The organism is Streptomyces sp. NPDC002776 (genome assembly GCF_053592195.1).
In genome coordinates, this window is sequence record NZ_JBSFVG010000002.1 from 718,916 (window position 1) to 743,631 (window position 24,716).

The window sequence follows — 24,716 nt, forward strand, 5'->3', positions numbered from 1 at the left end:
CGCCGGTTCCGGCACGCCGAAAGGACGCGTGAACCCCATGGCCACCGCCCAGCCGACCGAGCCGGACCTGCTCCGCTGGGCCACCGCCGGCTCGGTGGACGACGGCAAGTCCACCCTCGTGGGACGACTGCTGCACGACTCCAAGTCCGTCCTCGCCGACCAGTTGGAGGCCGTCACCCGCGCGTCCTGCGGCGAGGGCCCCGACCTGGCCCTGCTCACCGACGGGCTGCGCGCCGAGCGCGAGCAGGGCATCACCATCGACGTCGCCTACCGCTACTTCGCCACCCCCCGGCGCCGGTTCATCCTGGCCGACACCCCCGGACACGTGCAGTACACCCGCAACATGGTCACCGGCGCCTCGACGGCCACGCTGACCGTGATCCTCGTCGACGCCCGCAAGGGCGTGGTCGAGCAGACCCGGCGGCACGCGGCCGTCGCGGCGCTGCTGCGGGTGCCGCACGTGGTCCTCGCCGTCAACAAGATGGACCTCGTCGGCTACGAGCAGTCCGTGTTCCGCCGCATCGCCGAGGAGTTCGGCCGGATCGTCGCACAGCTCGGCATTCCCGAGGTCACCGCCGTCCCGATCTCCGCGCTCGCCGGTGACAACGTCGTCGAGAAGTCCACCCGCATGGACTGGTACGAAGGCCCGACCGTCCTCACGCACCTGGAGAACGTCCCGGTCGCGGACGACGTGGCCGACGGACCCGCCCGGTTCCCGGTCCAGTACGTCATCCGCTCCGGGGACGTCCGGCTCTACGCCGGTCAGGTCGCCGCCGGTGCGCTGCGGGTCGGCGACCGGGTCACCGTGCTGCCGTCCGGGCGCACCACCACGGTCACCGGCATCGACGTGCTGGGCGCCCCGGCCCAGCTGCTCCGCTCGCCGCAGTCCGGCGCGCTGCGGCTCGCCGACGACCTGGACGTCTCCCGGGGCGACCTGATCGTCCCGGCGGGGGCGCTTCCGACGGTGTCCCGGGACGTCGAAGCGGCCGTGTGCCATCTGCACGAGCGGCCGCTGAAACCCGGGGACCACGTGCTCCTGAAACACACCTCGCGCACCGTGCGCGCGGTGGTCCGCCGGATCCACGGGCCGGGACGGCTCGACCTGAACGAGATCGGCCAGGTCTCCTTGCGCACCGCCGAACGGCTGGCGTTCGACCGGTACGAGGACAGCCGGCGCACCGGCTGCTTCGTGCTGATCGACCCGGCCGACGGCGCCACCCTGACCGCGGGCATGGTCGGCGCGACCGCTCCGGGATCCCCCGATGCGGCTGCCTGAGCGCCGCCCGGCGTCCCCCCGCTCCCGGCGTCCGCTCCGCGCGGCCCTCGCGCTGCTCCTGCTGCTGTTCCTGGCGGCGGGCTGCGGCTACGGGTCCCGGGCGCCGGGGGCGGCGGCGGCACCGGCCGTGGGCACCGGACCACCGCTGTCGGCGGACGAGGTCTCCGTCGGCTACTTCGCCAACGTCGGCCACGCCACCGCGCTGGCCGGTGTCCAGCAGGGTTCCTTCACCCGCGAGCTGGGCGGCACCCGGCTGCGCACGCAGGTCTTCAACGGCGGCCCGTCCGCGCTGGAGGCGCTCAACGCGGGCGCCGTGGACATCGCGTGGATGGGACCGTCGCCTGCCGTCAACGGCTACCTGCGGTCCGGGGGGCGCGGACTGCGGATCATCTCGGGTGCCGCCTCGGGAGGGGTCGCGCTGGTCGTCGACGGCGACGCGAAGGTGCGCGGCACCGACGTCCGGGGGCTCAGGATCGCGACGCCGGAGGCGGGCAACACCCAGGACGTCGCGCTGCTGCACTGGATCCGCGAGCAGGGCTGGGAGGTGGACCCGCGCACCGGGCGCGGTGACGTCACGGTGGTACGGCAGTCGCCCAAGGAGATCCCGACCAGCTTCCGGCGGGGCACGATCGACGGAGCGTGGGTGCCGGAGCCGGTGGCCGCGCAGCTCGTCGCCGCCGGCGGACGGGTACTCCTCGACGAGTCGGACCTGTGGGACGGCGGCGCGTTCGTCACCGCCCTGGTGGTGGTGTCCCCGTCGTTCCTGGCCGACCATCCGGACGTCGTCGAGGCCGTGCTGCGCGGCTCGGTACGCACCAACGCCTGGCTGAAGAGCCGCCCCGCCGAAGGGAAGGCGGCCGTCAACGACGCCATCGAGGCAGTGACCGGCCGACCACTGGAGCCCGGCGTCCTCGACGCGGCCTGGCGTCATGTGCGCCTCACCGACGATCCGCTCGCCGCGACGCTCTTCGAGGAGGCGGACCGGGCCGAACGGCTCGGGCTGCTGGAGGGAAGCCGTGCGGGCCTGGCCGGAATCTTCGATCTGCGCCCGCTCAACCGGGTCCTCGCCCAGCGGGGAGAACCGGCCGTCGACGACGCCGACCTGGGTGTCGCAGCCACTCCGACCACCTGAACCCAAAGGATCTGATCACATGTCAGAAACCGCGCTGCGGGCCGTATCACCGGCCCGCCCGATCGCCCTGGCCGGGGTGGCGGATCCGGCCGTACGGCTCACCGGCGTCTCCAAGTGGTTCGACACCGCGGGGCGGCGCCAGACGGTCCTGGACGACATCAGCCTGACCGTCGGCCGGGGGGACTTCGTCTGTGTGCTCGGCGCCTCGGGCTGCGGCAAGTCCACCCTGCTCAACCTGGTGGCGGGACTCGACCGGCCGTCCGTCGGCGCCATCGAGGTCACCGGCGGCCGACGGCCCGCGCTGATGTTCCAGGACCACGCCCTGTTTCCCTGGCTGACCGCGGGCCGGAACGTCGAACTCGCCCTGCGGCTGCGCGGAGTGCCCCGGCGCGAGCGGCCGGAGGAGGCCCGCCGGCTCCTCGAACTGGTCCGGCTGAAGGACGCCTACGGCAAGCGCGTCCACGAGTTGTCCGGCGGCATGCGCCAACGCGTCGCCCTGGCCCGCGCGCTCGCCCAGGAGGGCGATGTGCTGCTGATGGACGAGCCGTTCGCCGCGCTCGACGCCATCACCCGGGACGTGCTCCACGAGGAGCTCACCCGCATCTGGTCGCAGAACAAGCTCTCCGTCGTCTTCGTCACCCACAACGTCCGCGAGGCGGTCCGGCTCGGGCAGCGGGTCGTACTGCTGTCCTCCCGGCCGGGCCGGATCGCCCGCGAGTGGGCCGCCACCGGCACCCCTGAAGCCGCCCTGACGTCCCGGGTCACCGACGCGCTGCGGGAGGAGATACGCCGCCATGGCCGCCGGTGAGACGGTCGCTCCCCGCAAGGTGAGCGAGACCGCGGCCGTCGAGGCCGGTCTCGACGCGCTGGACAGCGCACCCGCCAAACCCGCCCGGACACCCGTGCGGCGAATCCTGCGGGAACGGGTGCTGCCGCCCGTGGCCGCCGTCGTTCTCGTCCTGCTCGCCTGGCAGGTCGCCTACGAGGCCGAGGTCAAGCCGGACTACCTGCTGCCGTCCCCGGCCGACGTGTGGCGGGCGCTGTCGGACCAGTGGTACGAGGGCACGCTGTTCTCCACGGTGTGGACGAGCATGCAGCGCGGCGCCCTCGGGTTCGCGGCGGCCGTCGTCATCGGCACGGCGCTGGGACTGCTGCTCGGCGCGGTGCGGTCGCTGCGGACCGGGATCGGTCCCGTGCTGTCGGGGCTGCAGTCGCTGCCGTCGGTGGCGTGGGTACCGGCGGCGGTCGTGTGGTTCGGGCTCACCGACGCCACCATCTACGCGGTCGTCCTGCTGGGCGCCGTCCCGTCCATCGCGAACGGGCTGCTGGCGGGCGTGGACCAGGTGCCGCCCCTGTACCTGCGGGCCGGACGGGTGCTGGGCGCCACCGGGGCCGCCCGGGTCCGGTACGTCCTGCTGCCCGCCGCGCTGCCCGGCTACCTGGCCGGGCTCAAACAGGGCTGGGCGTTCTCCTGGCGGTCCCTGATGGCAGCCGAACTCATCGCCAGCAGCCCGGAGTTGGGCCTCGGACTCGGCCAACTGCTGGAGAACGCGCGCACCTACCAGGACATGGCCCTGGTGCTCGCCACCATCGGGGAGATCCTGGTGGTCGGCATCGCCGTGGACCTGCTGCTGTTCGCGCCGCTGGAGCGGAGGGTGCTGCGGTCGCGGGGGCTGACCGGGGCGCGGCCGTGACGAGGGGGACGCGGGTGCGGGCGCCGTCTGCTGTACTGGCCCGGTGAGCGTGACCGCCGGTTCGGGATCCTCGTGGCTGCTGCGTCTGGCGCCGTCCGCGGTGCCACCGGAACCGGCGTGTCCACCGGAGACGCTGGCCGTGGCCGAACGGCCCCTGGGGCCGGGGCCGGTCGGCTGGGCCGTCGAGGTGGCCCGGGACATGGCGGCGCACATCGTGCGGCAGGTGCCCGAGCACGGCACCCCCGGCGCGTACCCGCCGTTCCGGCGGGCGGTGGAGGCCACCGTACTGACGGCCCTGCGGGGCCTGGCCACCGAACCCGAGCCGACCGAAGCGCTGGTGGCACCGGAGGCGGTGGCGGGCAACGCCGAACTGGCCCGCCGCAACATCCCGCTGGACCGGGTGCTGCGCGGCGTCCGGCTCGGCCACGCCTATCTGCACGCACGGCTGATGGAGGCGCTCGACAAGGAGCCCGTGGAGACCCGCGCCCAGGAGACCCACCGGATCAGCAGGCTGCTCTTCGTCTACGCCGACGTACAGGCCAGCCGGCTCGCCGAGGAGTACGTCGCCGAACGCGACCGGTGGCGGCGCAGCACCGAAGCGGCCCGCCGCCGCACGGTGGACGACCTGCTGGCCGGACGGCTGATCGGCGGCGCCGTCGCCGCGCGCACCCTCGGCTACGAACTGGCCCGGCACCACGTGGCGTTCATCCTCACCTCCGGCTCCCAGGACACCTCGGCCGACGAACTGCGGTATCTGGCAGCGGAGTTGTGCCGTGCGGTCGGCGGGGAGGGTCTGCTGGCCGTGTCGGCGGGCGCCACCGAGCTGTGGGCGTGGGCCTGCTGGCCGGCGGAACCGGCCCCCGGCGCGCTGACCCGGCTGCCCTCGCTGGTCCCCGAGCGCAGACCACTGCGGGCGGCGCTGGGGCCCGTGGGATACGGCGTCGAGGGCTTCCGGCGCAGCCACCGCGGCGCCCGGGAAGCCGAGCGGGTGGCCCGCCTCGGCCGTACGGGCTGGCTGTGCGACTACGCCGACATCAGCACGGCGGCGCTGCTCACGGCCGACGCGGAGCACGCGCGGTGGTTCGCGGCGCGGGTGCTGGGGGCGTTGGGGGCCGATGATCCGCGGGTGCGGGAGCTGCGGGAGACGCTGCGGGTGTATCTCGCCGAGGGGCGGAGCCCGCAGGGGGCGGCCGAGCGGCTGTTCGTGGCGCGCAACACGGTGACGTACCGGGTGCGGCGGGCCATGGAGCTGCTGGGGCGGCCGTTGGAGCAGGACGCGCTGGAACTGCGGATGGCGCTGGAGGTCGCCCGGCTGCTGGGGCCGGGGTAGAGGGCCCCGGCTCCCCGTCCCAAACAGCGGCCGGAGTTTGGGCTGTCGGCCCAAAGCCCTGAACCCGTCTGCGCCGTTCACTGCAACGGAAGACGAACAGCACCTGACACGCGCCCCCACCGTGTACCCCCCAGCCGTCCCCCCTCCACCCGGGATCCGTCATGCCCTCATCTCCCCCCTCCCCGACCCGCCGCGCCCTGCTGCGCACCGCCGCTGCCGCCTCCACCCTCACCACGGCTGCCGCCGCCCTGCCCCCGCACCCCGCGCACGCCGCGCCCGGCGCGAGCCGTGGCACCGAGCTGATCCTGCTCGGCACCAGCGGCGGCCCCGTCCCCATGCACGGGCGCGCCGGTATCGCGTCCGCGCTGGTCGTCGACGACCGCGCCTACCTCGTCGACTGCGGCCCCGGCACGTTCGGCCGGTACGCGCAGGCCTGGCTGACGGCCGAGCAGCTCGCGGCGGTCTTCGTCACGCACCTGCACTCCGACCATCTCTCCGACCTGTACGCCCTGTTGTGGCTGCGCTTCGGCGGGTTCCAGCCGCTGGAGGGCCCGGTACACGTCTACGGGCCGGGTTCCGCGGGGAACCTGCCCGCCGTCTGGCCGAAGGGCCGACCGGTGGGGACCGTCTGCCCGTCGGAACCCGCGCCCGGCATCGAGAACCTGATCGCCGGGCAGATCGCGGCCACCGCCTACGACATCAACGTACGGATGCGCAGCGAGGGCTGGCCCGACATCCGCACCCTGATCCGGCCGCACGACGTGCGCGTCCCGCTGCCGAGGGGCGCGGGGCCGCGCAAGCTGATGGCGCCCGCGATGGAGCCGTTCGAGGTGATGCGGGACGACCGGGTCCGGGTGACCGCGGTGCTCGTCGACCATCCGCCGGTGTTCCCCTCCTTCGCCTACCGCTTCGACACCGCCGACGGCTCGGTGGTGTTCAGCGGTGACACCGCGCCGTGTGCGAACGTGGCGCGGCTGGCCCGGGGCGCGGACGTGCTGGTGCACGAGGTGATGGACCTGGAGACGCTGGCCCTGGGCGGGCTGAGACCGGCGCAGCTGCGGCACATGGAGATCAGCCACACGGACGCGACGCGGGTGGGGCCGATCGCCGAACGCGCCGGCGTGGCCACGCTGGTGCTGAGCCACCTGGTCCCCGGCGCCACGAACGTCGTCTCCGACGCGACCTGGCACACCAAGGCGAGCAAGGGCTACTCGGGCCGCGTGATCGTGGGCACCGACCTCGCCCGGCTGCCCGTGGGGTCCCGGCGGACGTGACGGGCGGGCCTCCTGTGGCGTCAGCCGCGCCGGAATTCGCCGAGACGGCCCCGCAACCGCTGCGCCCGCAGCACCAGTTCCAGCTCGAAGCGGCGGTCGGGGTCGTCTATCTCGTCGCCCCACAGTTCGCGGATCTGGCGCAGCCGGTAGCGGACCGTCTGGGGGTGGACGCCGAGGCGGGCCGCCACCTCGGGGGCGCCGCCTCTCGTCTCCAGCCAGGCCAGCAGGGTCTCGGCGAGGCGGCGGCCGTGGCTCGGGCCGCAGTGGGTCAGGGGGGCGAGGCAGCGCAGGGCCAGGTCGTCGATCAGTTCCTCCGGCTGGAGCAGGACCAGCGCCTCGGTGTGCTCCGTGCAGTACAGCACCTCGCCCGCCGGCAGCAGGCCGCGTTCCATCAGCGCCACCGCCGCCTCCGCCCAGCGCAGCGACTTCGCCGCGTCCGGCAGCGGCACCGGTGGTCCGATCGCGCCCGACCAGCCGGTCAGCGCCCGGTGCAGCAGCTCCGAGCGGCCCGCGGCGTCCGGTTCGGGGACGACCATCCGGGGCTGTTCGTACTCCATGTCCAGCAGGACGCCCTGGCCCACCGCCGGGGCCACCGCCTCCCGCGCCGGGCGCAACAGGACGCCCACCGCGACCTTCTCCGGCAGCGGCCAGCCGATCCGTGCGGCCCGTTCGGTGAGGGCCTCGGCCGGGTCGCCCCGGTGGTGTTCGGCCAGCAGCAGTTCCATCAGGCGGCGTTGCAGGCGCAGCCGTTCCCCGGCCTGGCGCGCCGCGGCTTCGGCGTAGCCGCGTACCGACTGGTCCACCAGGCCGTCGAGGTACTCGTAGCCCGCGTCGACCAGTTCGTACATCGCCGGTGGCGGGATCTCGACGCGCTGGCCGATGTCGGCGAAGCGGCGCCAGGCCAGCCGTACCCCCATGCGGTAGATCGCCTGGAGGGAGTCCAGGCTGCGGCCGTTGAGGCCCTCGCCCCTGCCGAACTCCTGGAAGACGCCGGGCGGGACCCTGGGGCGGCCCTCCGCGGTCTCCAGGTGCTGGACGAAGACCTCGATCGCCCGGCGGATGCCGATCAGGGCCATCGGCTCGCCCGACTCGTCGAGGACGACCGGGAGATGGGGGTACTCGCGGCGGATCTCGTGCATGATCTGCTCGGCCAGCTCCGGCGCCTCCGCCATGGCGATGGCCGCGAAGCGGCGCACCTTCAGGCGGGGGACGTCGTGCCAGGCCGAGTGGGTCGAGACGGCGTCGGTGCGGGCGGCGGGCGGCACGGGTCAACTCCCCTGGCCGGCTTGCTCGTACGTGATCAGCGGGTTGTTCGGCTGGTCGGGGGTGGCCTCCAGCAGGGCGACCACGCCGAGCGCGGCTCCCACCGCCAGGGCGGCGGCGAGCGCTACGGTCAGCGCGGCGGCGAGCAGTCTGGACATCGCGGGGTCAGCCTCTCTGTACGGCCGCATCGGTCAGCGGCTCGTGGCGGCCGCTGTCGGTCGCCCCACCCGGGCTTCCCGTCCCTGACTGTCCGCCCCAGTGTCGACACGACATTGACACTCCGTCAAGGGGCGCCTACGGTTCCCGGCCCATAGAGCGGCCCGAACTCCGCCACCACACCTCCCTGGAGTGCCCGGATGCGCCGAACCGCCTCACCCCTGTCGCTGATCCTGCTGGGTCTCGGCACGTTTCTGCTGGTCCTGGCACCCATGCTCGCCTGGTACGTCGAGCCACGGGCTGCCGTGAATCCCATCGACATCGACACCACCGCCGTCTACAAGGGCACCGGCAGCGTCTTCGACACCGAGAAGATCGAGACCGTGCCGGACCGGACCATCACCGTCACCCAGCGGGTGCGCGGAAATGTCGCGGAGAGTGAACAGAGCGGGAACGCCGTCTGGGATGTGATCACGACGGTGGACACCGACAAGTCGCTGCCCGCGGAGGACCCGCACGACGCGCTGGACCACGTACCGCACCGCTGGGTGATGGACCGGAAGACCACCAGGCCGGTGCACTGCTGCGAGGAGAAGCCGTACATCGAGGGTGAGGCCTATCTGAAGTTCCCCTTCGACGTGCAGAAGCGGGACTACCGGTGGTGGGACAACACGCTCGGCGGGACGGTCACGTTGAGTTACCGGGGTACCAAGAAGGTTCAGGGGTACACCGGTTACCGGTTCACCGGTTCGGTGCCGGCCACCAAGACCGGGACGCGGCTGGTGCCCGGACGGCTCGTCGACCTGGACACCCCCCAGGTGCTGGCCGAGGAGTGGTACGCCAACCACGGCGTCGAGCTGGTGGTCGACCAGGCCACGGGCCGGGTGCTGTATGCCCGGACGGGTCCGCGCCGCACCCTGCGCGCGCCGGGCGGCGAGAAGGACGAGGCGGTCCTGCTGGACAGCAGGAAGATCGCGTTCACCACCGAGACGCAGAAGGAGGCGGTGTCGCAGGCGGAGGACGACAGCGGCCGACTGCGCCTGGTGGGGCAGACGTTGCCCATCGGGGCGGGCGTGGTGGGGTTCGTCCTCGCCGCGGTGGGGGGCGTTTTGGTGGTACGTGGGAGGCGTGATCCCGGTTCACCCGAGGTGTCCCAGCCTCCGCTCACGATGTGACTTAACGTCAGTTCTAATAAAGCCCGAAATTGTCACTTCGGTGAGTAGCCGTGGCGAACGGTGAAGCGAAAACTGTCCAATCCACCCGAGCACAACCCGTCCACAGCCGTCACCCAGGAAGCTCCCGGTTCCCCCACAGCACCATCCAGCTCGCCCCAGCCGTATTCATTCGGCGCACTCTTCCCCCACGCTGAGTTCCGCACCCCGAGACATGTTGGAGCACCGATGCCCCAGCACGTGCCGTCCTCGCTGCACGCCCCGTTCACGGTGCCGCAGCACCCCCCGGCGCTCCCCCCACAGCCGCGCCGAATCGTTTTCCTCGCCCATCGAGACCTCGGCAACCGGTCCGCCGGAGGCTCCGAACTGCTCGTCGACCGCCTCGCCGACGGTCTGACCCGCCTCGGCCACGAGGTCACCCTGCTCTGCGGCGGCCCCGCGGCCTACCGCGACTACCGGGTCGTCTCCGCGGGCGGCACCTACGGCCACTACCTGCGCGCCCGCTCCGCCTTCACCCGCCAGGTCGGCGAGACCGACCTGCTGGTCGAGGTCTGCAACGGGGTGCCCTACCTGGCGCCCCTGTGGCACCGCGGCCCCACGCTCTGCCTGGTCAACCATGTGCACACCGACCTGTGGCGGATGCGGTTCGGCGGGCCCCTGGCCCCGGCCGCCCGCATCGGGCGAAAGCTGGAGCACTGGGCGCTGACCGGCGCGCAGCAGCGCGGGCTGCTGGTCGCGGTCTCCCCGTCCACGGCCCACGCGCTGCGCGCGATAGGAGTCGAGCGGGAGCGGATACGGGTCGTCCACAACGGTGTGGAGGAACCGGGTCCGCGCGCCGACCGCTCCGCCGAGCCGCTGTTCGTGGCCGTGGGGCGGCTCGTCGAGTACAAGCGGATCGATCTGCTCCTGCGGCTGTGGGAGCGGGTGCGGCCGGTCACCGGCGGCCGGCTGGTCATCGTCGGGGACGGCCCCGAGCGGCAGCGGCTGGAACAACTCGCCGGTCCCGGGGTTGAGTTCACCGGTCATGTCACCGAGGCCGAGAAGCACCGGCTGCTGTGCGCGGCCTGGCTGCTGCTGCATCCCTCCGCCGTGGAGGGGTGGGGCCTGGTGGTGACCGAGGCGGCCGCCCGGGAGACTCCCACCATCGCCTTCGACGTACCCGGACTGCGGGACTCGGTGATCGACGGGGAGACCGGCCTGCTCGCCTCGGGCGAGTCCTCGTTCGCCGCCGCCTGGTGCACCCTGGCGCTGTCCGGACACCGGCGGGAACTGATGGGCAAGGCGGCGCGGGATCATGCCGCCGGGTACCGGTGGGACCGGACCGTCCGGCAGTTCCGGGCGGTCGCGGCGGAGGCGGTGCGGGGTTGGGCATCGTGACTCCAGCCGGTGCGGGCTGGTCCCCGCGCCCCTATGCCAAGGACCCCTCGTTCCGCAGGTCCCTGACGCTGTTCCGGGCCTTCCTCCGGGAACAGCAGGACCCCGAGGCCTGCTACTCCCTGCTCGCCCGGGACGCCGTCGACCAGGTCGAGGCCTACGACGGATCCGTCTCCGGGCGGATCGTCGTCGATGTCGGCGGCGGCAGCGGGTACTTCACCGAGGAGTTCCGGCGGCGCGGCGCGCACGCCTACCTCTTCGAGCCGGACCTGAACGAGCTGGGCGAGAAGCCGCCCGAGGGAAGCGTCGTCGCCGACGGCTATCTGCTCCCCCTGTACGACCGGGTCGCCGATGTCACCTTCTCCTCCAATGTGCTGGAGCACGTGGCCGACCCGGGCACCTTCCTCAGCGAGCTGATCCGGGTGACCCGGCCCGGCGGGCTGATCTACGTGTCGTTCACCAACTGGCTGTCGCCGTGGGGCGGGCACGAATGGGCCCCCTGGCACTACCTGGGTGCCGAGCGGGCCCGCGCCCGCTACCGGCGCCGTACCGGCAGGCCCGCCAAGCACACCCTCGGCGAGAACCTCTTCGCCGTGCACATCGGGCCCACCCTGCGGCAGGTCCGCGCCCGCGACGACGTCACGGTCGTCTCGGCGCGCTCCCGCTACTGGCCCTTTCTCGCGGAGACCGTCGTCAAGGCGCCCGGCATCCGCGAGATAGCCACCTGGAACCTCCTCCTCATCCTCCGGCGGTGTCACCCATGACGAGCACGGTCCAGGCTCCTCCCCCGGCAGCCGTCCCCACCACCGCGATCATGACGGGCCCCCCGGAGGGGCCGCGGTCGCGGCGCTGGCTGCTGGGGTTCTGGGCCGTGGTGTTCGTGCTCCTCCTCGCGGTGCAGCCGGGCCGGCAGACCTTCGACACCAAGCTCGGCGTGACCGTCGACCCCGGCCGGTTCCTGTCCGACCTGGGCCAGCTCTGGCAGGACCAGGGCAGCTTCGGCGGCATCTCCAACCAGTACTCCGGCTACCTCTGGCCGATGCTGCCGTTCTACTGGCTGGCCGATCTCGTACAGCTGCCGGTGTGGCTGGCGGAACGGCTGTGGCTGTCGCTGATCGTGTCCGTCGCCTTCTGGGGCGCCCTGCGCCTGGCCGAGCGGCTGCGGATCGGCAGCGGCGGCTCCCGGCTGCTCGCCGCCGTGGCCTACGCGCTGTGGCCGGTGTTCACCGTCGTCGTCGGCTCCACCTCGGCGGCCGCGCTGCCCGGCGCGTTCCTGCCGTGGGTGCTGCTGCCGCTGGTCGACGAGCGCCACAGCCCCCGGGTCGCCGCCCTGCGCTCGGCGCTGCTCATCCCGTTCATGGGCGGCGTCAACGCGGCCTCGACCCTCGCCTCGCTGCTCCCGGTCGGCCTGTATCTGCTGACCCGCCCGCCCGGACCGCGGCAGCGCAAGCTGATCACCTGGTGGGTGCCCGGGGTGCTCCTGGCCACCGCCTGGTGGTGGATCCCGCTGCTGCTGCTCGGCGTCTACGGCGAGAACTTCCTCCCCTACGTGGAGAGTTCGCACACCACGACCGAGACCATGGCGGCCACCGAAGCGCTGCGCGGCGCCGGGAACTGGGTGGCCTACCTGCACTTCGGGGACGCCTGGCTGCCGGCCGGCTGGGCGGTCGCCTCCTCGGTGCTGGTGATCGTCTGCTCGGCGCTGGCGGCCGGCCTGGGCCTCGCGGGCCTGGCGAGACGGGACCTGCCCGAGCGGCGCTGGCTGGTGCTGACCGTGCTCACGACGGCGCTGATCCTGCTCGCCGGGTACGGCGGCGCGTTCGGCGCCCCCTTCCACGGGGTGGTGCAGGACTGGCTGGACGGCGGCCTGGTCCCCTTCCGCAACATCTACAAGTTCCAGACCGGCCTCGCCCTCGCGCTCGTCCTCGGCCTGGCCCACCTGGTCGCGGCGGCGGCCGAGGCGCGCGGCACCCGCCCGCTGCCGGGCCGGCGGTTCGCCCCGCTGGTCGCGGCCGTCCTCGTGCTTCCGGGCCTGATGTGGCCGTACCTCAACGGCTCCATCCTGCAACCGGGTTCGTTCAAGGAGATCCCCGACTACTGGTCGGCCACGGCGGACTGGATGGAGAAGTACTCCCCGGACGCCCGGGTCCTGGTCGTCCCGGCGACCGCGCACGGCGTCTACACCTGGGGCTCCCCCATCGACCAGCCGCTCGACGTACTCGCCGAATCCCGCTGGGCGCAGCGCGACTACGTGCCCTTCGGCACCCCCGGCAACCGGCGCGCCATGGACGCCGTGCAGCAGGCGCTGACCAGCGGAGCGGAAGTCCCGGGCCTGGCCGACTACTTGAGCCGGGCCGGCATCCACTACGTCATCGTCCGCAACGACCTCGACCCCGACCAGGTCGGCAACCTGCCGACGACGATCGTCAAGCGCACCCTCGAACAGTCCGGCTACGAGCGGGTGAAGGGCTACGGGCCCGTCATGACCGGCGGGGTGATCGCCCCCGACACCCCGCTCCAGGTGGAGGGCCTGTACCCGAGGCAGCGGGCGGTGGAGATCTACCAGCCGCCCCAGGACGTGCCGCGGCCCCGGCAGGCGGGGCTGAGTCCGGTCGCGGACACCGCCGTGGTCTCCGGCGGCCCGGAGTCGCTGCTGCCGGTCGCCGGGGAGCTGCGCGGCCGGGCGAGCGTGCTGACCGGGGACCACCACCCCGGGCTCGGCACCCCGCCGGTGCAGGTGATCGGCGACGGGCTGCGGCGCGCGGACACCCGGTTCGGCCTGGTCAACGCCAACACGTCGTACACGTACACCCGCGACGAACGCAACGCCCCGGACGCGACGCAGGACGCGGGCGAGAAACCGCACCAGATCCTGCCCTCCGACGGCCTGGACCATCAGACGGTCGCCGAACTGCGCGGCGCCCGCTCGGTGTCGGCCTCCTCCTACGGCAGCTGGCTGTTCCACCTGCCGCAGTACGACCCGGTGAACGCCTTCGACGGCAACCCGGACACCGCGTGGGCCGACGGGGCCCACGGCTCGCCGGACGGGCAGTGGCTGCGGATCGGGTTCACCGAGGAGTACGAGATGCCGGCCGCCTTCAAGGTGACCCCGCTGCCGCAGGAGGGCGTGCGGTCGGCGCCGACGCGGGTGCGGGTGGAGACCGAGAAGGGCAGCAGGACCAGCTATCTGGAGCCCAGCGGCAGGCGACAGAGCATCAAGGCGCCGACCGGGGCGACGGACTGGATGAAGCTGACGATCGTCGACTCCGTGGAGCGCAGCACCGGCCTGAGCGGCGCGGGCTTCTCCGAGATCACCCTGCCGGACGTCCAGGTGACCCGGCTGCTGCGGCTGCCCACCGACGCCGGGAACTCCTCCGCCGGCGCCGAGATCATCTCCCTGTCCCGTCCGGCCGACCCCACGGGCCTGTCCGCGACGGGCACCGAGGCGGGGCTGCACCGGCGCTTCTCCACGGCGACGGCGGGGACGTACGAGATCGACGCGAGCGCGGTGGCGGTGCCGGGTGAGGCGCTGGACCGGCTGCTGTACGAGGTGGCGCCGGAGCAGCGGGACCGGATCGTGGCGACGGCGGACTCCACGGCCCGGCTGGGCGCGGGGCTGTCGGCCCGCAATCTGACGGACGGCGATCTGACCACGGCCTGGATCGCGGGCGACCGGCCCACCATCCATCTGGCCTGGGAGGGCAAGCAGCCGGTGGGCGAGATCGTGCTGCCTCCGGCGGGCGGCCTGTCCAGCCGCCCCGCCGAGGTGCACATCAGTTCCCCGGACGGCGCGGTCGTCGCGGGCGTCGACGAGAACGGCAACGTCCGCTTCCCGCCGATCACCACGGACCGGCTCGACATCACCATCACGGAGACGGCCCCGCTGACCCTGTTCAACCCGTTCGCCGACGAGGACGTGCAGCTCCCGGTGGGTCTCACCGAGGCCTACGTCCCGGCGCTCGACCGCTACCGCACCCCGAAGCCGGAGGGCAGCCGGAGCTTCTCCCTGCCCTGCGGCGAGGGCCCGGTGCTGGCGGTGGACGGCGAGCTGTACGAGACGAGCGTGCGGGGCACCGTGCGGGACCTGGTGGAACGCCGTCCCGTGGACGTGACCGTGTGCCCGGAGTCGGGCCTCGAACTCGCCTCCGGATCGCACCGGGTCGAGGCCGGTGACGCGGGCCCGCTCACCGTGACCGCGGTGACGCTGACCCGGGGCACGGTCCCTGACTCCCCGGCCGCGGGACGGGAGCTGGGGATACGGGACTGGCTCGGCGACCGCCGCGAAGTGACCGTCGGCTCCGGTGCGGCGGCCTACCTGACGACGTACCAGAACTTCAACGACGGCTGGCGCGCCGAGCTGGACGGCGAGGAGCTGACGCCGGTCCGCCTCGACGGCTGGCAGCAGGGCTGGCGGATCCCGGCCGGGCAGGGCGGCACGGTGAAGCTGTCGTACGAGCCCGCGGTGACGTACGAGGCCGGGCTGATCGGTGCCGGGGCGGGGCTCGCGGTCCTGGTGGGCCTCGCGCTGTGGCGCCGCCGCGAGCCGAACCCCGACGACCCGCAGCCGCTGCCGCCGGCACCGGGGCTGTGGCTCGGGACGGTGGCGCTGACGCTGGTCGCGGTCGTGATCGCGGGCTGGTGGGCGCTGCTGGTACCGGCGCTGGCGCTGCTGGCCCGCCGACGCCATGAACTGCTCGTGCCGATCGCCCTGTCGGCGCTCGTGGCGGCGGGCGTCGTGGCGGCGTTCGGTGCCGGGGAGCCGGTGCGGGAAGGGGCGGGAGCCTTCGGGCACACGGCGCAACTCCTCACCCTGGTCGGGCTGTTCGCGGCGCTGGTGAGCGTGGGCGAGCGGGAGGAGGAGACGGTCGAGGCGCGTGCCGCGACGGCGGTGCCGGGCGAGCCCGGTCCGACCGCCGTACTACCGCCCTCCCCGCCGCCGCCGTACGCTCCCGGACCGGAGGAGGACCCGCCGACCCGGCGCATCCCGTTCCGCAAGACGCAGGAGCCCACCGACAGCACGGGGAGGGGGGAGCCGACATGACGGCGCTGGACCACCGGGCCGACCGGACCCCTGAGCGCGTCCCCTTCCCGGTGGTGGACGAGGTGGCCCGGCACTGTCTCCAGGAGGAGGAGCCGGAGACGGTGCACATCGAGGTGCATCTGCCCGGTCGCCTGGACCCGGCCCGGCTGCGCACGGCGTTCGCCGAGGCGCTGCGGCGCCATCCGCGGATCCTGATGCGGGAGGCTCCGGGACCCTGGTACCGGCGGCGCTACGAGTGGGAGCTGACCGGGGAACCGGACGTGGAGGTGGTGACCTTCCTCCCGCCGGGCCCGGACGCCCTCCGGGACGCCCGCACCCGAGCCCTGACGGCGGCCCCGCCCCTGTCCGCGTCACCGCCGATCCGCGTGGAGGTGGTCCAGGGGGCGGGCCCGGCGGAGGGCAGCGAGGCAACAGCCTCGATCACGGCAGCCGGCCGCGGTCCCTCTGACTCCGCCCGGCTCACGGCCGACGCCGCAGCGCATCCCGCCGCCGGCAGCCCGGCCGCGCACTCCACCCACGCGCACGACCCGGCCACGGCCACGGGCGCCGCGACCCCGGGCGCCGGGGCCGGTCCCGCCGCGCGTGCTGCCGCCGGGGCCGGTCCCGCCAGGGAGGTCGTCGCCGGGGCGGGCCCCACTTCCCGCCTCCCTCACACCGTCCTGTTCCTCACCATCAACCACACCGCCCTGGACGGCCCCGCCTGTCTGCGGGTTCTGGCGACCGCCGCGGAGTTGTACGGCGGGCGGGACAACTCCGCCGCCGCGCCGCCCGTCCGGCCTCCCGAGCCGCCCCACGTGCTCACCGACACGCCCTCCAACTGGGCCCGCCCGGCGCGGGTGGCGCCGGGGACGCCCGAGCCCTCCCCCGGCAACGGCGTGCTCGTCACCGAGCTGGCGCTGCCGCACCGGCCCAAGGGCTCGCCGTACACGGTCAACGACCAGCTCATGGTCACCACCGCGCTGACCATCGCCCATTGGAACCGCGAGCACGGCGCCCCGCCCCGCCCCCTGCGCATCACCATGCCGGTGGACGACCGGCCCCGGGACATGACCATGCCCATCGGCAACGGCACCCGGCTCGTCGAAGTGCCGTTCAGCCCGGACGAGTTGCGTCCCGCCGACATGCGGGCCCTGCTCAGCCGTACCGCGATGCGGACCCGTGCCCTGAAGTCCCTGTCCCGCCCTCAGCTGGGCCGGGGCGCGGCGCTGCTCACCGCCCCGGTCACCCCCGTGACGTGGCGGGCCGCTCTCACCCGGGGCCTGCGCCGGGCCGCCGCCCCGTGGACGTCGACCACCCTGCTCAGCAACATCGGCCGTATCCCGTACCCGCTCGACTTCGGCGAGGACGCCGGCCGCGCCGACGCGGTCTGGTTCTCGGCCCCCGCCCGGATGCCCCGCGGTCTCACCGTCACCACCGCGTCCACGGCGGGCCGGCTGCACCTGGCCCTGCGCTGGTCCCGCGCACTGCTCGGCCACGGCGACGGCACCCATCTGCGGGACCTGTTCGAGCACTACCTGCACACCACGGAGGTGACCGAGTGACCACCACCGCACCCCCCAAGGACCTGCGGGACTTCTACGAGGACCCCGCCGTCCCCGTCTCCTCCGGCACCCCGCGCAGCCTGCGCCAGGCCCGCATGCTCGCTGCGGCCCTCGGCACCACGCCCTGCGCCACCGTCCTGGACATCGGCTGCGGCGACGGCACCGCGGCCGCCGTGGCCGCCCCCCTCCTGCCCGGCCACCGCATCATCGGCGTCGACTGGTCCCAGGACGCCCTGCGCCGGGCCCGTACCCGCCTCGCCTGCGCCCCGGTCCGCGGCGAACTCACCGGCGGCGGACTGCCGTTCCGGTCGGAGTCCGCCGACGCGGTCCTGTTCAGCGAGGTGATCGAGCACCTGGTGGACCCGGACGCCGCGCTCGACGAGATCCGCCGCGTCCTGCGCCCCGGCGGCCATCTGATGCTGTCCACCCCGAACCTGGCCGCCTGGTACAACCGGGCCCTGGTCCTCGCCGGCGTCCAGCCCGTCTTCTCCGAGGTCAGCCTGCGCGCGATCCACGGCCGCCCGGGCAAGGAGGTGGTGGGCCATCTGCGCCTGTACACCGCCCGCGCCCTGAAGGAGTTCGTCGCCGCCTCCGGCTTCGACGTCGTCCGCCTGGCGGGCGCCCCCTTCCACGGCGTACCGCGCCCCCTGCGCCCGCTCGACCGGCTGGCCTGCTCCAGACCCCCGCTCGCCTCGATCCTCCTGCTGCACGCCCAGAAGACACCCGCGCGCAAGACCTAGGAAGGGGACGGGGACCATGTGGTGGGGAGTGGCCGCGGCCCTGTTGGCGAACGTCCTGTACAGCACCGGATTCGTCCTGGAGAAGCGGGCCCTGGCCGCCCTCCCCGAGGTGACGATCCGGCAACCCGCCCGCCTGCTGCGGCTGGTGCTGGGCAGCCCGCTGTGGATCGGCGGCTCCCTCGCGCTCGCCGCCGGATTCGCCGCCCAGCTGGCCGTCTACCGCACGCTGCCGATCGCCGCCGCCCAGGGCCTGTTCGTCTCCGGTCTGGTCCTGCTCGTGCTGCTCTCGGCCCGGCTGCTCGGCGAGGAGACCAGCGGCCGGGAGCGGTACGCCCTCGCCGCGATCCTCGCCGCGCTGCTGATGGTGGTGCTGTCGCTGCGCGAAGGCTCGGAGACGGTCAGCCAGGACGCGCCGTACCCGCTGATCCTGCTGGTGTGCGTGCCCTCGCTGGCCGGCGGGGTGTGGCTGTACAGCTCCGCCGAGCGGCGCGCCCGGCACCGGCACCGGCTGCCGACCACGGGCGTGGAGTACGGCGTGGCGGTGGGCCTGCTGTACGGGGTCAGCTCGCTGGCCATCAAGGGGGTGTCCAGCCGGCTGACGGACGACGGGCTCGGCGGCGCGCTCGTCGATCTGCTGCGCTCGCCGTACCCGTATCTGCTGCTGTTCACCGGCGCGTTCGGCCTGGTGATGTCGCAGGCCGCGCTCCAGCGCTGCCGGGCCTCGCTGATCGTGCCGGTGTGCACGACCGTGACCTGCCTGTACACGGCGGTGCTCGGCACGCTCTCGTTCGGCGAGGCGCTGCCCGAGGACCCGCTGCGGCTCGCGCTGCGGCTCGCGGGCATCGCGCTGGCCATCGCCGTACTGCTGTCCATGCCCCGGCACGACCAGCCGGCGCGCACCGAACCCCCCATGAGCGCCAAGGAGTTGACTCCACCATGAAACCGGACGACCCGTTGCTGCAGATTCTGGCCTGTCCGCTCGACAAGGGCCCGCTGCATCTGCTCCCGCCGGACGGTCCCGCCGACCCGGGCGAGGCGCTGTACAACCCGAGACTGCGCCGCCGCTACCCGGTGATCGACGGCATCCCGCAACTGCTGCCGTCCTCCGGGGAGCAGGTCGGCGACGACGAGCACGAGGCGCTCCTCAAACGGATGAGGCCATGACCACGACCCTCGCGGCCCGTGTGGCCCCCTTCCTTCCGGTGCGATTAGTGGCCGCGGCCGCGCGGGCGGTGTACCCCCGCTTCGAGCCCGAGCTGGCCCGGCTCGCCGAGATGTGCCCGCCGTCCTGCGGTACGGCGGTGGACGTCGGCGGCTGGTACGGCCCCTGGACGCGGCGGCTGTCGCGGCGGGCCCGCCGGGTGGTGACCGTGGAGCCGGTCCCCCGGCTGGCCCGGCTCCTCACCGCCGGCGCCCCGCCGAACGTCCGGGTGATCCAGGCCGCCGCCTCCGACCGCCCCGGCACCGACCGGCTCTGGCTGCCGTCCGGCGACGCGGGCGACCGGGGGGTCTCCTCCCTGGTCCGCCGGGACATCCACGGCCGCGCCCTGGACGTCCGCTGCGTCACCCTGGACGAACTCGGGCTGCGGGACGTCGGGTTCATCAAGATCGACGTGGACGGCAACGAACTGGCGGTGCTGCGCGGCGCGACCGGCATCCTGGCCCGCGACCGCCCGGCCCTGTTCGTGGAACTGGAGTACCGGATCCAGCCGATCGCCCCGGTGGTCACCTACCTGTCCCTGCTGCGCTACACCGGCTGGGTGCTGCCCGGCGACAGCTGGGTCCCGCTGGCCGGCTTCCCGCTCCAGGCCCACCAGGAGCAGGCCGAGCACGTCGTCACCCGGGGTCTGCTGCGCCGGGTGCTGCCCGGGGGCGGTCCGCGGTACGTCAACTCGGTGCTGTTCCTGCCGGACGGCCGCCGCCCCGGCGGATCGGTGCGCGACCATGGATCGCATGCCGTCCACTAGTGCGGGGCCCGGCCCCTTCGGCCCGCTTCAGTTCCAGCTCGTCCTGCTGCGCCGGATGGCCGACCACAACCCGGGCCCGGTGGAGGACGCCCGGCAGGAACTGGGCGTCTCGATCAGCGACATGCGTGAGTCGAACAAGAAGTGGCAGGCGATGATCCGCTCGCCCCGCTCCCGCGCCGCCGCCTCCCGGTACCGCTCGGTCCTCGGCCCGCCGGAGACGGTGGTGACGCGCACGGTGGGCGACCTGGAGTGCGAGGCCTGGCTGTGGCCTCTCCCGCTCTGGCCCACCCTGCGCTTCGAGGTGCTGCTGGCCCCGACCGGCGCCGTGTGGAACGAGTGGCTGGTCCGGGCCCCGGGCGCCGAGCCGCCTGCGCTGCGCACCCTGGACGACCTGACCCCCTGGTCGTGCACGGTCGACGAGGCGGCCCGGGCGTTCGCCCCGGCCCGCCCGCTGGAGGGCTCGGCACCCACCCGCTGGGGCCTGTCTTTCACGGCCCCGGACGCCGGCGGCGCCCGGCACGCGTGCGTGGCGGAGTTCACGTGGGGGCTGCTGCAGCGGCTGGCGGTGGAACCGGCGGTCGATGGCGGTACGCATACGGGCTCAACCGATCGGATCTGACGCCCATCCCTCCAAAAAGCGCCATCGAAATCGGTCATCGGTGATCATCCGGGGGGCCGTGATCCCCCGGTGCCTAAGGTCGCGGTCATGGAGCTTCCCGAGCGGACCGTCCCCGTCGAGCGGCTGCGACTGGGCGACCACGCCTGCCTGGAGGCGGAGGACGGCGAGTCGGCGTGGGCGGTGTTCACCGCCTACACCCGCACCAGCCTCGCCCGCCGCGAGAAGGTCCTGCTGGTGCTGGACCCCGACGACCTCCAGGACGACGAGGTGGTCGCCCTGCTGGACCAGGACGGCACCGGGGCCGCCGAGGCCGCCCGGTCCCGGAGCCAGCTGTCCCTGAAGCGCACCCCGCAGATGTACCTCCCGGACGGCGGCTTCCACCAGGAACGCACGATCGAGGCGTACCGGGCCGAGGTCGAAGCCGCCCACGCGGAGGGATGGGCCGGGCTGCGAGTGGCGGCGGACATGGGCTGGGCCGCGCAGGCGGGCGTCGACGGTGGCAGCCTGCTGGACTACGAGGCGTCGGTGGCCCCCCTCTTCGCGGACCCGCTGTTCACGGCGATCTGCTGGTACGACCGCCGCCGCTTCGGCGAAACCCTGCTGGACGGCATGGCCCGTACCCACCCCCTGCGCGTGACGGAGAGCCCCGGCACCCGCACGGACTACGTGGAGGTCCTGCGCGAGGCGGTGTCCCGCCAACACCCCACCGGGCCCGCCCGCATCGCCCTCGACCTGCGCGACCTGTGCTTCATGGAGGCGCACTGCGCCTGGCAGCTGATCGGCCTCGCCGGGTCCCTGCCGCCCGGCAGCGAGGTCACCGTCCGCTGCGGAGAGCTGCTCGCGCTGCTGCTGCGGCAGCTCGGAGCGGACCAGGCTCCGCAGCTGGTACTGGAGGAGGCGGCCCGGTGAGGCTCAGGCCGCCGTCTCCACCACGTCCGCGACCACACAGCTGACGTTGTCCGGGCCGCCCGCCTCGTGCGCCGCGGCGATCAGCGACCGGACCGCGGCGTCCGGGTCGGGGGCCGTGGTCAGGGCGTCGCGGATCCGGGCGTCGGGGACCACCGTGGACAGGCCGTCCGAGCAGAGCAGGTAGCGGTCGCCGGCCGCGGCGTCCTGGAGGCGGAGGTCCGCGGGCTCCGTCGCCGTCGCGGACAGGGCCTTCAGCAGCAGGGCGCGCTGCGGATGGGCCGCCGCCTCCTCCGGGGTCAGCCGGCCCTCGTCGATCAGGGACTGGACCACCGTGTGGTCGTGGGTGATGCGGAACATGCCCCCGCCGCGCAGCAGATAGGCGCGCGAGTCGCCGATGTGCACCAGGGCCAGCCGGGAGCCCGTCCACAGCAGCGCCGTCAGCGTCGTGCCGGCGTCCTCCGTCATCCCGTGCGCGGCGTCCCGGAGCGCCTCCTCCAGGAGGTTCAGCACGTTCCCGGCGGGCAGGTCCGTCGTCTCCAGGCAGCGCAGCGCGGCCACCGCCGCGTCGCTCGCCGGGCCGCCCCCGGGGCCGTAGCCGTCGGCCACCGCGAGCAGCCGGGTGCCCGCGTACGCCGTGTCCTGGTTGGCCGGGCGGACCAGGCCGCGGTCCGAGCGGGCCGAGTGGCGCAGTTCCAGCATGATGGTGTCCTTCCTCGATGTCGTCGTCAGCTGGTCGATCAGGAACGCGGCCAGGTCCCGTCGTACGGCCGTCTCCGCCTCCACGCCCGCCCAGTACGCCCGGATCTCCGCCGCCGCCTGCCGCGGGTCCAGTGCGCAGACCTCCCGGATGCGGGCCAGCGGCATGCCGATGCGGCGCAGCCAGGCCACCAGGCGGGCCCGTTCGAGCTGGGCGGGGGCGTAGCGGCGGTAGCCCGTCTCCGGGTCCACGCGCGCGGGGCGCAGCAGGCCGAGTTCGTCGTACAGGCGCAGCGCCTTGGGCGACAGCCGGCAGGCCCGCGCGAAGGCCCCGATCGTCAGCATCTCCTCCATGGGTCGATGCTGGGGCTTCACCGAGGGGGAAGGTCAATGCGGTTGTCCCGGCCACGGGCGCTGTGGTTAGCCTGCGGGCGTCCTGCCGTACGAGTCTGGAGCCCGCCGTGTCCCGAATAGCCCTGGCCACCTACGACCCCCGGCCCGAGCCGAGCCACGACCGTGACCTGCCGGTGCTGCGCGAGGCGCTGGCCGCCGCCGGGGCCGCGGCGGACATCGCGTACTGGGACGACGAGGGCGTCGACTGGGGGGCCTACGACCTCGTGCTGATCCGGTCGACCTGGGACTACAGCTGGCGCACCGCCGAGTTCCTGGCGTGGGTCGAGCGGTGCGGCAAGGTGACGCGGCTGGCGAATCCGCCGGCCGTCGTGCGGTGGAACGTCGACAAGCGGTACCTCGGGGACCTCGCCGGGGCGGGTATGCCCGTGGTGCCCACGCGGTATCTCGCGCCGGGCGCCGCGGCGGACCTCCCCGACGACCACGAGTACGTGGTCAAGCCCACCTCCGGGGCCGGCGCCCGCTATGCCGCCCGCTACACGCCCGACCAGCACGCCACGGCCGTACGGCATCTCGCGCGGATGCACGAGGAGGGGTTCACCGCGATGGTGCAGCCCTATGTGCGCAGTATCGACAGCCGGGGTGAGCGGGCGCTGCAGTTCTTCGGCGGGCGGTTGCTGCACGCCAGCCGCAAGCAGGCCGTGCTGGCGCCGGGGACGGCCTTCGACGCGAAGAAGGTGGCGCACCCGGGTCTGGAGCCGTGGACGCCGAGCCCGGCCGAACGCGCCGTCGCCGAGCGCGCCCTGGCCGCCGTACCGGACGCGGCCGGGCTGCTGTACGCGCGCGTGGACCTCGTCGACGGGGAGGACGGGCAGCCGCGGGTGATGGAGCTGGAGCTGGTCGAGCCGAACCTGTTCCTGTTCCTGCATCCCGGGTCGACCGAGCGGGTGGTGGCGGCGGTGCTGGCCGCGGCCCGGGCCGGTCACCCGTAGCGGCGGGAAATCCGCGAACCCGCCGTGCTGTGCGGATCTTCTGCTTACGCTGCGGGGAAGAGCACGCGTGCGTGACCACAGCAGAGGGCGTGACCGGATCGTGGGCGGATCCCTTTCGCGGCGCACCTCCGGCTTCCCCGCGGAGCTGACCAGCTTCGTGGGGCGACGGGACGAGTCGGCGGACGTCAGACGGCTGCTGGCCGAGGGCCGGCTGGTGACGCTGACCGGGCCCGGCGGGGTCGGCAAGACCCGGCTGGCCTCGCACGTGGCGAAGCGGACCGCGCGCGCCTTCCCCGACGGGGTGTGGCTGGTGCCCCTGGCCGCGCTGGCCGACGAGGCGTTCGTGCCGCATGCCGTGGCCGACGCGCTGGGGGTGCGCAACGAATCCGGGCGGCCGCCGCTGGACGTCCTGGCGGAACATCTGCGGGGCCGCGCTCTGCTGCTCGTCCTGGACAACTGCGAGCACCTGCCGCGCAGTTGCGCCCGCCTCGCGCAGACCCTGCTGGCCGCCACCGAGGGTGTGCGCATCCTGGCGACCAGCCGGCACCGGCTCGGGCTCCCCGGTGAGCGGCTCTACGAGGTGCCGCCGCTGCCCACGCCCGAGCCGGCGGAGCTCGGCGCCTCGGCCGCCGAGCACTTCCCCGCGCTGCGGCTGTTCGCGGACCGGGCGGCGGCCGTGCTGCCCGGGTTCACGGTCGACGAGGGCAACCAGCAGGCGGTGGCCCGGCTGTGCCGTCGGCTCGACGGGCTGCCCCTCGCCATCGAGCTGGCGGCCGTGCGAGTGCGCGCGCTGGGCGTGGACCAGCTCGTCCAACGGCTCGACGACCGCTATCAGTTGCTCACCGGCGGCGACCCGGCCTCGGCGCCCCGGCATCGCACCCTGCGCTCGGCCGTCGACTGGAGCCATGAACTGTGCACCCCGCAGGAGCAGTTGGTGTGGGCACGACTGTCGGTGTTCGTCGGCGGCTTCGACCTGCCGGCGGCGGAGGCCGTGTGCGCGGGCGAGGGGCTGGGCGAAAGACTGGGCACGGACGACGGACCGGGCACGGACGACGGACCAGGCGCGGGACCGGGCACGGACGACGGACCAGGCGCGGGACCGGGCACGGACGACGGACCAGGCGCGGGGCCGGGCGCGGGCGCGGGGCCGGGGGCGGGCGCGGGGCCGGGCGCGGGGCCGGGGGCGGGC

22 protein-coding genes are annotated in these 24,716 nt (G+C 73.9%); 19 read left to right on the forward strand and 3 right to left on the reverse strand.

Annotated features, from left to right (window positions below; translation table 11 throughout):
* Positions 1-37: 37 nt before the first annotated feature.
* The 6 genes from ACWD11_RS07480 (at position 38) to ACWD11_RS07505 (ending at position 6,706) form a co-directional block, all read left to right on the forward strand.
* Positions 38-1,276: a sulfate adenylyltransferase subunit 1 gene (locus tag ACWD11_RS07480; RefSeq protein WP_451281877.1), complete on the forward strand. Its 1,239-nt coding sequence runs from the start codon at positions 38-40 to the stop codon at positions 1,274-1,276.
* Positions 1,263-2,408, forward strand: a complete 1,146-nt coding sequence (locus ACWD11_RS07485) for an ABC transporter substrate-binding protein (protein ID WP_451281828.1) — start codon at positions 1,263-1,265, stop codon at positions 2,406-2,408. Before ACWD11_RS07480 ends, ACWD11_RS07485 begins: the two co-directional genes overlap by 14 nt.
* A 19-nt stretch (positions 2,409-2,427) precedes the next feature.
* Positions 2,428-3,216, forward strand: a complete 789-nt coding sequence (locus ACWD11_RS07490; RefSeq protein ID WP_451281830.1) for an ABC transporter ATP-binding protein — start codon at positions 2,428-2,430, stop codon at positions 3,214-3,216.
* Positions 3,203-4,102, forward strand: coding sequence for an ABC transporter permease (locus tag ACWD11_RS07495; RefSeq protein ID WP_389416204.1), 900 nt, complete (start codon positions 3,203-3,205; stop codon positions 4,100-4,102). Before ACWD11_RS07490 ends, ACWD11_RS07495 begins: the two co-directional genes overlap by 14 nt.
* A gap of 139 nt (positions 4,103-4,241) precedes the next feature.
* The gene (locus ACWD11_RS07500; protein ID WP_451281832.1) at positions 4,242-5,432 is read left to right on the forward strand and encodes a PucR family transcriptional regulator; all 1,191 of its coding nucleotides are present in this window, start codon (positions 4,242-4,244) and stop codon (positions 5,430-5,432) included.
* A 161-nt stretch (positions 5,433-5,593) separates the two neighbouring features.
* Positions 5,594-6,706, forward strand: coding sequence for an MBL fold metallo-hydrolase (locus ACWD11_RS07505; protein WP_451281834.1), 1,113 nt, complete (start codon positions 5,594-5,596; stop codon positions 6,704-6,706).
* Positions 6,707-6,726: 20 nt separating this feature from the next.
* On the opposite strand, the gene ACWD11_RS07510 is transcribed toward ACWD11_RS07505, so the two are convergent.
* Positions 6,727-7,971 carry a helix-turn-helix domain-containing protein gene (locus tag ACWD11_RS07510; RefSeq protein WP_389416201.1) on the reverse strand — a complete coding sequence of 415 codons (1,245 nt, stop codon included), beginning with the start codon at positions 7,969-7,971 and terminating at the stop codon, positions 6,727-6,729.
* A 3-nt stretch (positions 7,972-7,974) separates the two neighbouring features.
* Complete coding sequence (locus ACWD11_RS07515) at positions 7,975-8,127, reverse strand: hypothetical protein (protein ID WP_015660618.1); 153 nt, start codon at positions 8,125-8,127, stop codon at positions 7,975-7,977.
* 198 nt (positions 8,128-8,325) lie between these two features.
* Here ACWD11_RS07515 and ACWD11_RS07520 point away from each other — a divergent pair, with 198 nt between their 5' ends.
* From ACWD11_RS07520 to ACWD11_RS07570, 11 genes are all read left to right on the forward strand, one after another.
* Positions 8,326-9,300 (forward strand): DUF3068 domain-containing protein, encoded by a 975-nt coding sequence (locus tag ACWD11_RS07520; protein ID WP_451281836.1) that lies wholly within the window; start codon positions 8,326-8,328, stop codon positions 9,298-9,300.
* A 225-nt stretch (positions 9,301-9,525) separates the two neighbouring features.
* On the forward strand, positions 9,526-10,674 hold the full coding sequence (locus ACWD11_RS07525) for a glycosyltransferase family 4 protein (RefSeq protein WP_389416199.1): 1,149 nt from the start codon (positions 9,526-9,528) through the stop codon (positions 10,672-10,674).
* On the forward strand, positions 10,671-11,435 hold the full coding sequence (locus ACWD11_RS07530) for a class I SAM-dependent methyltransferase (protein ID WP_389416198.1): 765 nt from the start codon (positions 10,671-10,673) through the stop codon (positions 11,433-11,435). Before ACWD11_RS07525 ends, ACWD11_RS07530 begins: the two co-directional genes overlap by 4 nt.
* Positions 11,432-15,712 (forward strand): alpha-(1->3)-arabinofuranosyltransferase domain-containing protein, encoded by a 4,281-nt coding sequence (locus tag ACWD11_RS07535; protein WP_451281839.1) that lies wholly within the window; start codon positions 11,432-11,434, stop codon positions 15,710-15,712. The genes ACWD11_RS07530 and ACWD11_RS07535 overlap by 4 nt, the downstream gene beginning before the upstream one ends.
* The gene (locus ACWD11_RS07540) at positions 15,709-17,253 is read left to right on the forward strand and encodes a condensation protein (protein WP_451281841.1); all 1,545 of its coding nucleotides are present in this window, start codon (positions 15,709-15,711) and stop codon (positions 17,251-17,253) included. Before ACWD11_RS07535 ends, ACWD11_RS07540 begins: the two co-directional genes overlap by 4 nt.
* Positions 17,250-17,993, forward strand: coding sequence for a class I SAM-dependent methyltransferase (locus tag ACWD11_RS07545; RefSeq protein WP_389416195.1), 744 nt, complete (start codon positions 17,250-17,252; stop codon positions 17,991-17,993). Before ACWD11_RS07540 ends, ACWD11_RS07545 begins: the two co-directional genes overlap by 4 nt.
* Positions 17,994-18,021: 28 nt before the next feature.
* The gene (locus tag ACWD11_RS07550) at positions 18,022-18,933 is read left to right on the forward strand and encodes a hypothetical protein (protein WP_451281878.1); all 912 of its coding nucleotides are present in this window, start codon (positions 18,022-18,024) and stop codon (positions 18,931-18,933) included.
* Positions 18,930-19,157 carry a Trm112 family protein gene (locus tag ACWD11_RS07555; RefSeq protein WP_389416194.1) on the forward strand — a complete coding sequence of 76 codons (228 nt, stop codon included), beginning with the start codon at positions 18,930-18,932 and terminating at the stop codon, positions 19,155-19,157. Before ACWD11_RS07550 ends, ACWD11_RS07555 begins: the two co-directional genes overlap by 4 nt.
* Positions 19,154-19,960 carry an FkbM family methyltransferase gene (locus ACWD11_RS07560; RefSeq protein WP_451281843.1) on the forward strand — a complete coding sequence of 269 codons (807 nt, stop codon included), beginning with the start codon at positions 19,154-19,156 and terminating at the stop codon, positions 19,958-19,960. The genes ACWD11_RS07555 and ACWD11_RS07560 overlap by 4 nt, the downstream gene beginning before the upstream one ends.
* On the forward strand, positions 19,938-20,579 hold the full coding sequence (locus ACWD11_RS07565; protein WP_451281845.1) for a hypothetical protein: 642 nt from the start codon (positions 19,938-19,940) through the stop codon (positions 20,577-20,579). The genes ACWD11_RS07560 and ACWD11_RS07565 overlap by 23 nt, the downstream gene beginning before the upstream one ends.
* A gap of 87 nt (positions 20,580-20,666) precedes the next feature.
* On the forward strand, positions 20,667-21,488 hold the full coding sequence (locus ACWD11_RS07570; RefSeq protein WP_451281847.1) for an MEDS domain-containing protein: 822 nt from the start codon (positions 20,667-20,669) through the stop codon (positions 21,486-21,488).
* A 3-nt stretch (positions 21,489-21,491) separates the two neighbouring features.
* Here the strand turns inward: ACWD11_RS07570 and ACWD11_RS07575 are convergent, their stop codons facing one another.
* Complete coding sequence (locus tag ACWD11_RS07575) at positions 21,492-22,538, reverse strand: MerR family transcriptional regulator (protein WP_451281849.1); 1,047 nt, start codon at positions 22,536-22,538, stop codon at positions 21,492-21,494.
* Positions 22,539-22,645: 107 nt separating this feature from the next.
* Between ACWD11_RS07575 and ACWD11_RS07580 the strand changes: the two genes are divergently transcribed.
* Together ACWD11_RS07580 and ACWD11_RS07585 are read left to right on the forward strand one after the other, a co-directional pair.
* On the forward strand, positions 22,646-23,527 hold the full coding sequence (locus ACWD11_RS07580; protein WP_451281851.1) for an ATP-grasp domain-containing protein: 882 nt from the start codon (positions 22,646-22,648) through the stop codon (positions 23,525-23,527).
* Between the two features lie 100 nt (positions 23,528-23,627).
* Positions 23,628-24,716, forward strand: a 1,089-nt coding sequence (locus ACWD11_RS07585) for an ATP-binding protein (protein WP_451281853.1), incomplete at its 3' end; no start/stop codon positions are given.

What these genes read in the sequence shown, in the direction of transcription:
- ACWD11_RS07555 (WP_389416194.1), top strand. Translation starts at nt 18,930, where the DNA reads ATGAAACCGGACGACCCGTTGCTGCAGATTCTGGCCTGTCCGCTCGAC.
- ACWD11_RS07505 (WP_451281834.1), top strand. Translation starts at nt 5,594, where the DNA reads ATGCCCTCATCTCCCCCCTCCCCGACCCGCCGCGCCCTGCTGCGCACC.
- ACWD11_RS07495 (WP_389416204.1), top strand. Translation starts at nt 3,203, where the DNA reads ATGGCCGCCGGTGAGACGGTCGCTCCCCGCAAGGTGAGCGAGACCGCG.
- ACWD11_RS07565 (WP_451281845.1), top strand. Translation starts at nt 19,938, where the DNA reads ATGGATCGCATGCCGTCCACTAGTGCGGGGCCCGGCCCCTTCGGCCCG.
- ACWD11_RS07520 (WP_451281836.1), top strand. Translation starts at nt 8,326, where the DNA reads ATGCGCCGAACCGCCTCACCCCTGTCGCTGATCCTGCTGGGTCTCGGC.
- ACWD11_RS07535 (WP_451281839.1), top strand. Translation starts at nt 11,432, where the DNA reads ATGACGAGCACGGTCCAGGCTCCTCCCCCGGCAGCCGTCCCCACCACC.
- ACWD11_RS07570 (WP_451281847.1), top strand. Translation starts at nt 20,667, where the DNA reads ATGGAGCTTCCCGAGCGGACCGTCCCCGTCGAGCGGCTGCGACTGGGC.
- ACWD11_RS07515 (WP_015660618.1), bottom strand. Translation starts at nt 8,127, where the DNA reads ATGTCCAGACTGCTCGCCGCCGCGCTGACCGTAGCGCTCGCCGCCGCC.
- ACWD11_RS07525 (WP_389416199.1), top strand. Translation starts at nt 9,526, where the DNA reads ATGCCCCAGCACGTGCCGTCCTCGCTGCACGCCCCGTTCACGGTGCCG.
- ACWD11_RS07540 (WP_451281841.1), top strand. Translation starts at nt 15,709, where the DNA reads ATGACGGCGCTGGACCACCGGGCCGACCGGACCCCTGAGCGCGTCCCC.
- ACWD11_RS07485 (WP_451281828.1), top strand. Translation starts at nt 1,263, where the DNA reads ATGCGGCTGCCTGAGCGCCGCCCGGCGTCCCCCCGCTCCCGGCGTCCG.
- ACWD11_RS07490 (WP_451281830.1), top strand. Translation starts at nt 2,428, where the DNA reads ATGTCAGAAACCGCGCTGCGGGCCGTATCACCGGCCCGCCCGATCGCC.
- ACWD11_RS07480 (WP_451281877.1), top strand. Translation starts at nt 38, where the DNA reads ATGGCCACCGCCCAGCCGACCGAGCCGGACCTGCTCCGCTGGGCCACC.
- ACWD11_RS07575 (WP_451281849.1), bottom strand. Translation starts at nt 22,538, where the DNA reads ATGGAGGAGATGCTGACGATCGGGGCCTTCGCGCGGGCCTGCCGGCTG.
- ACWD11_RS07560 (WP_451281843.1), top strand. Translation starts at nt 19,154, where the DNA reads ATGACCACGACCCTCGCGGCCCGTGTGGCCCCCTTCCTTCCGGTGCGA.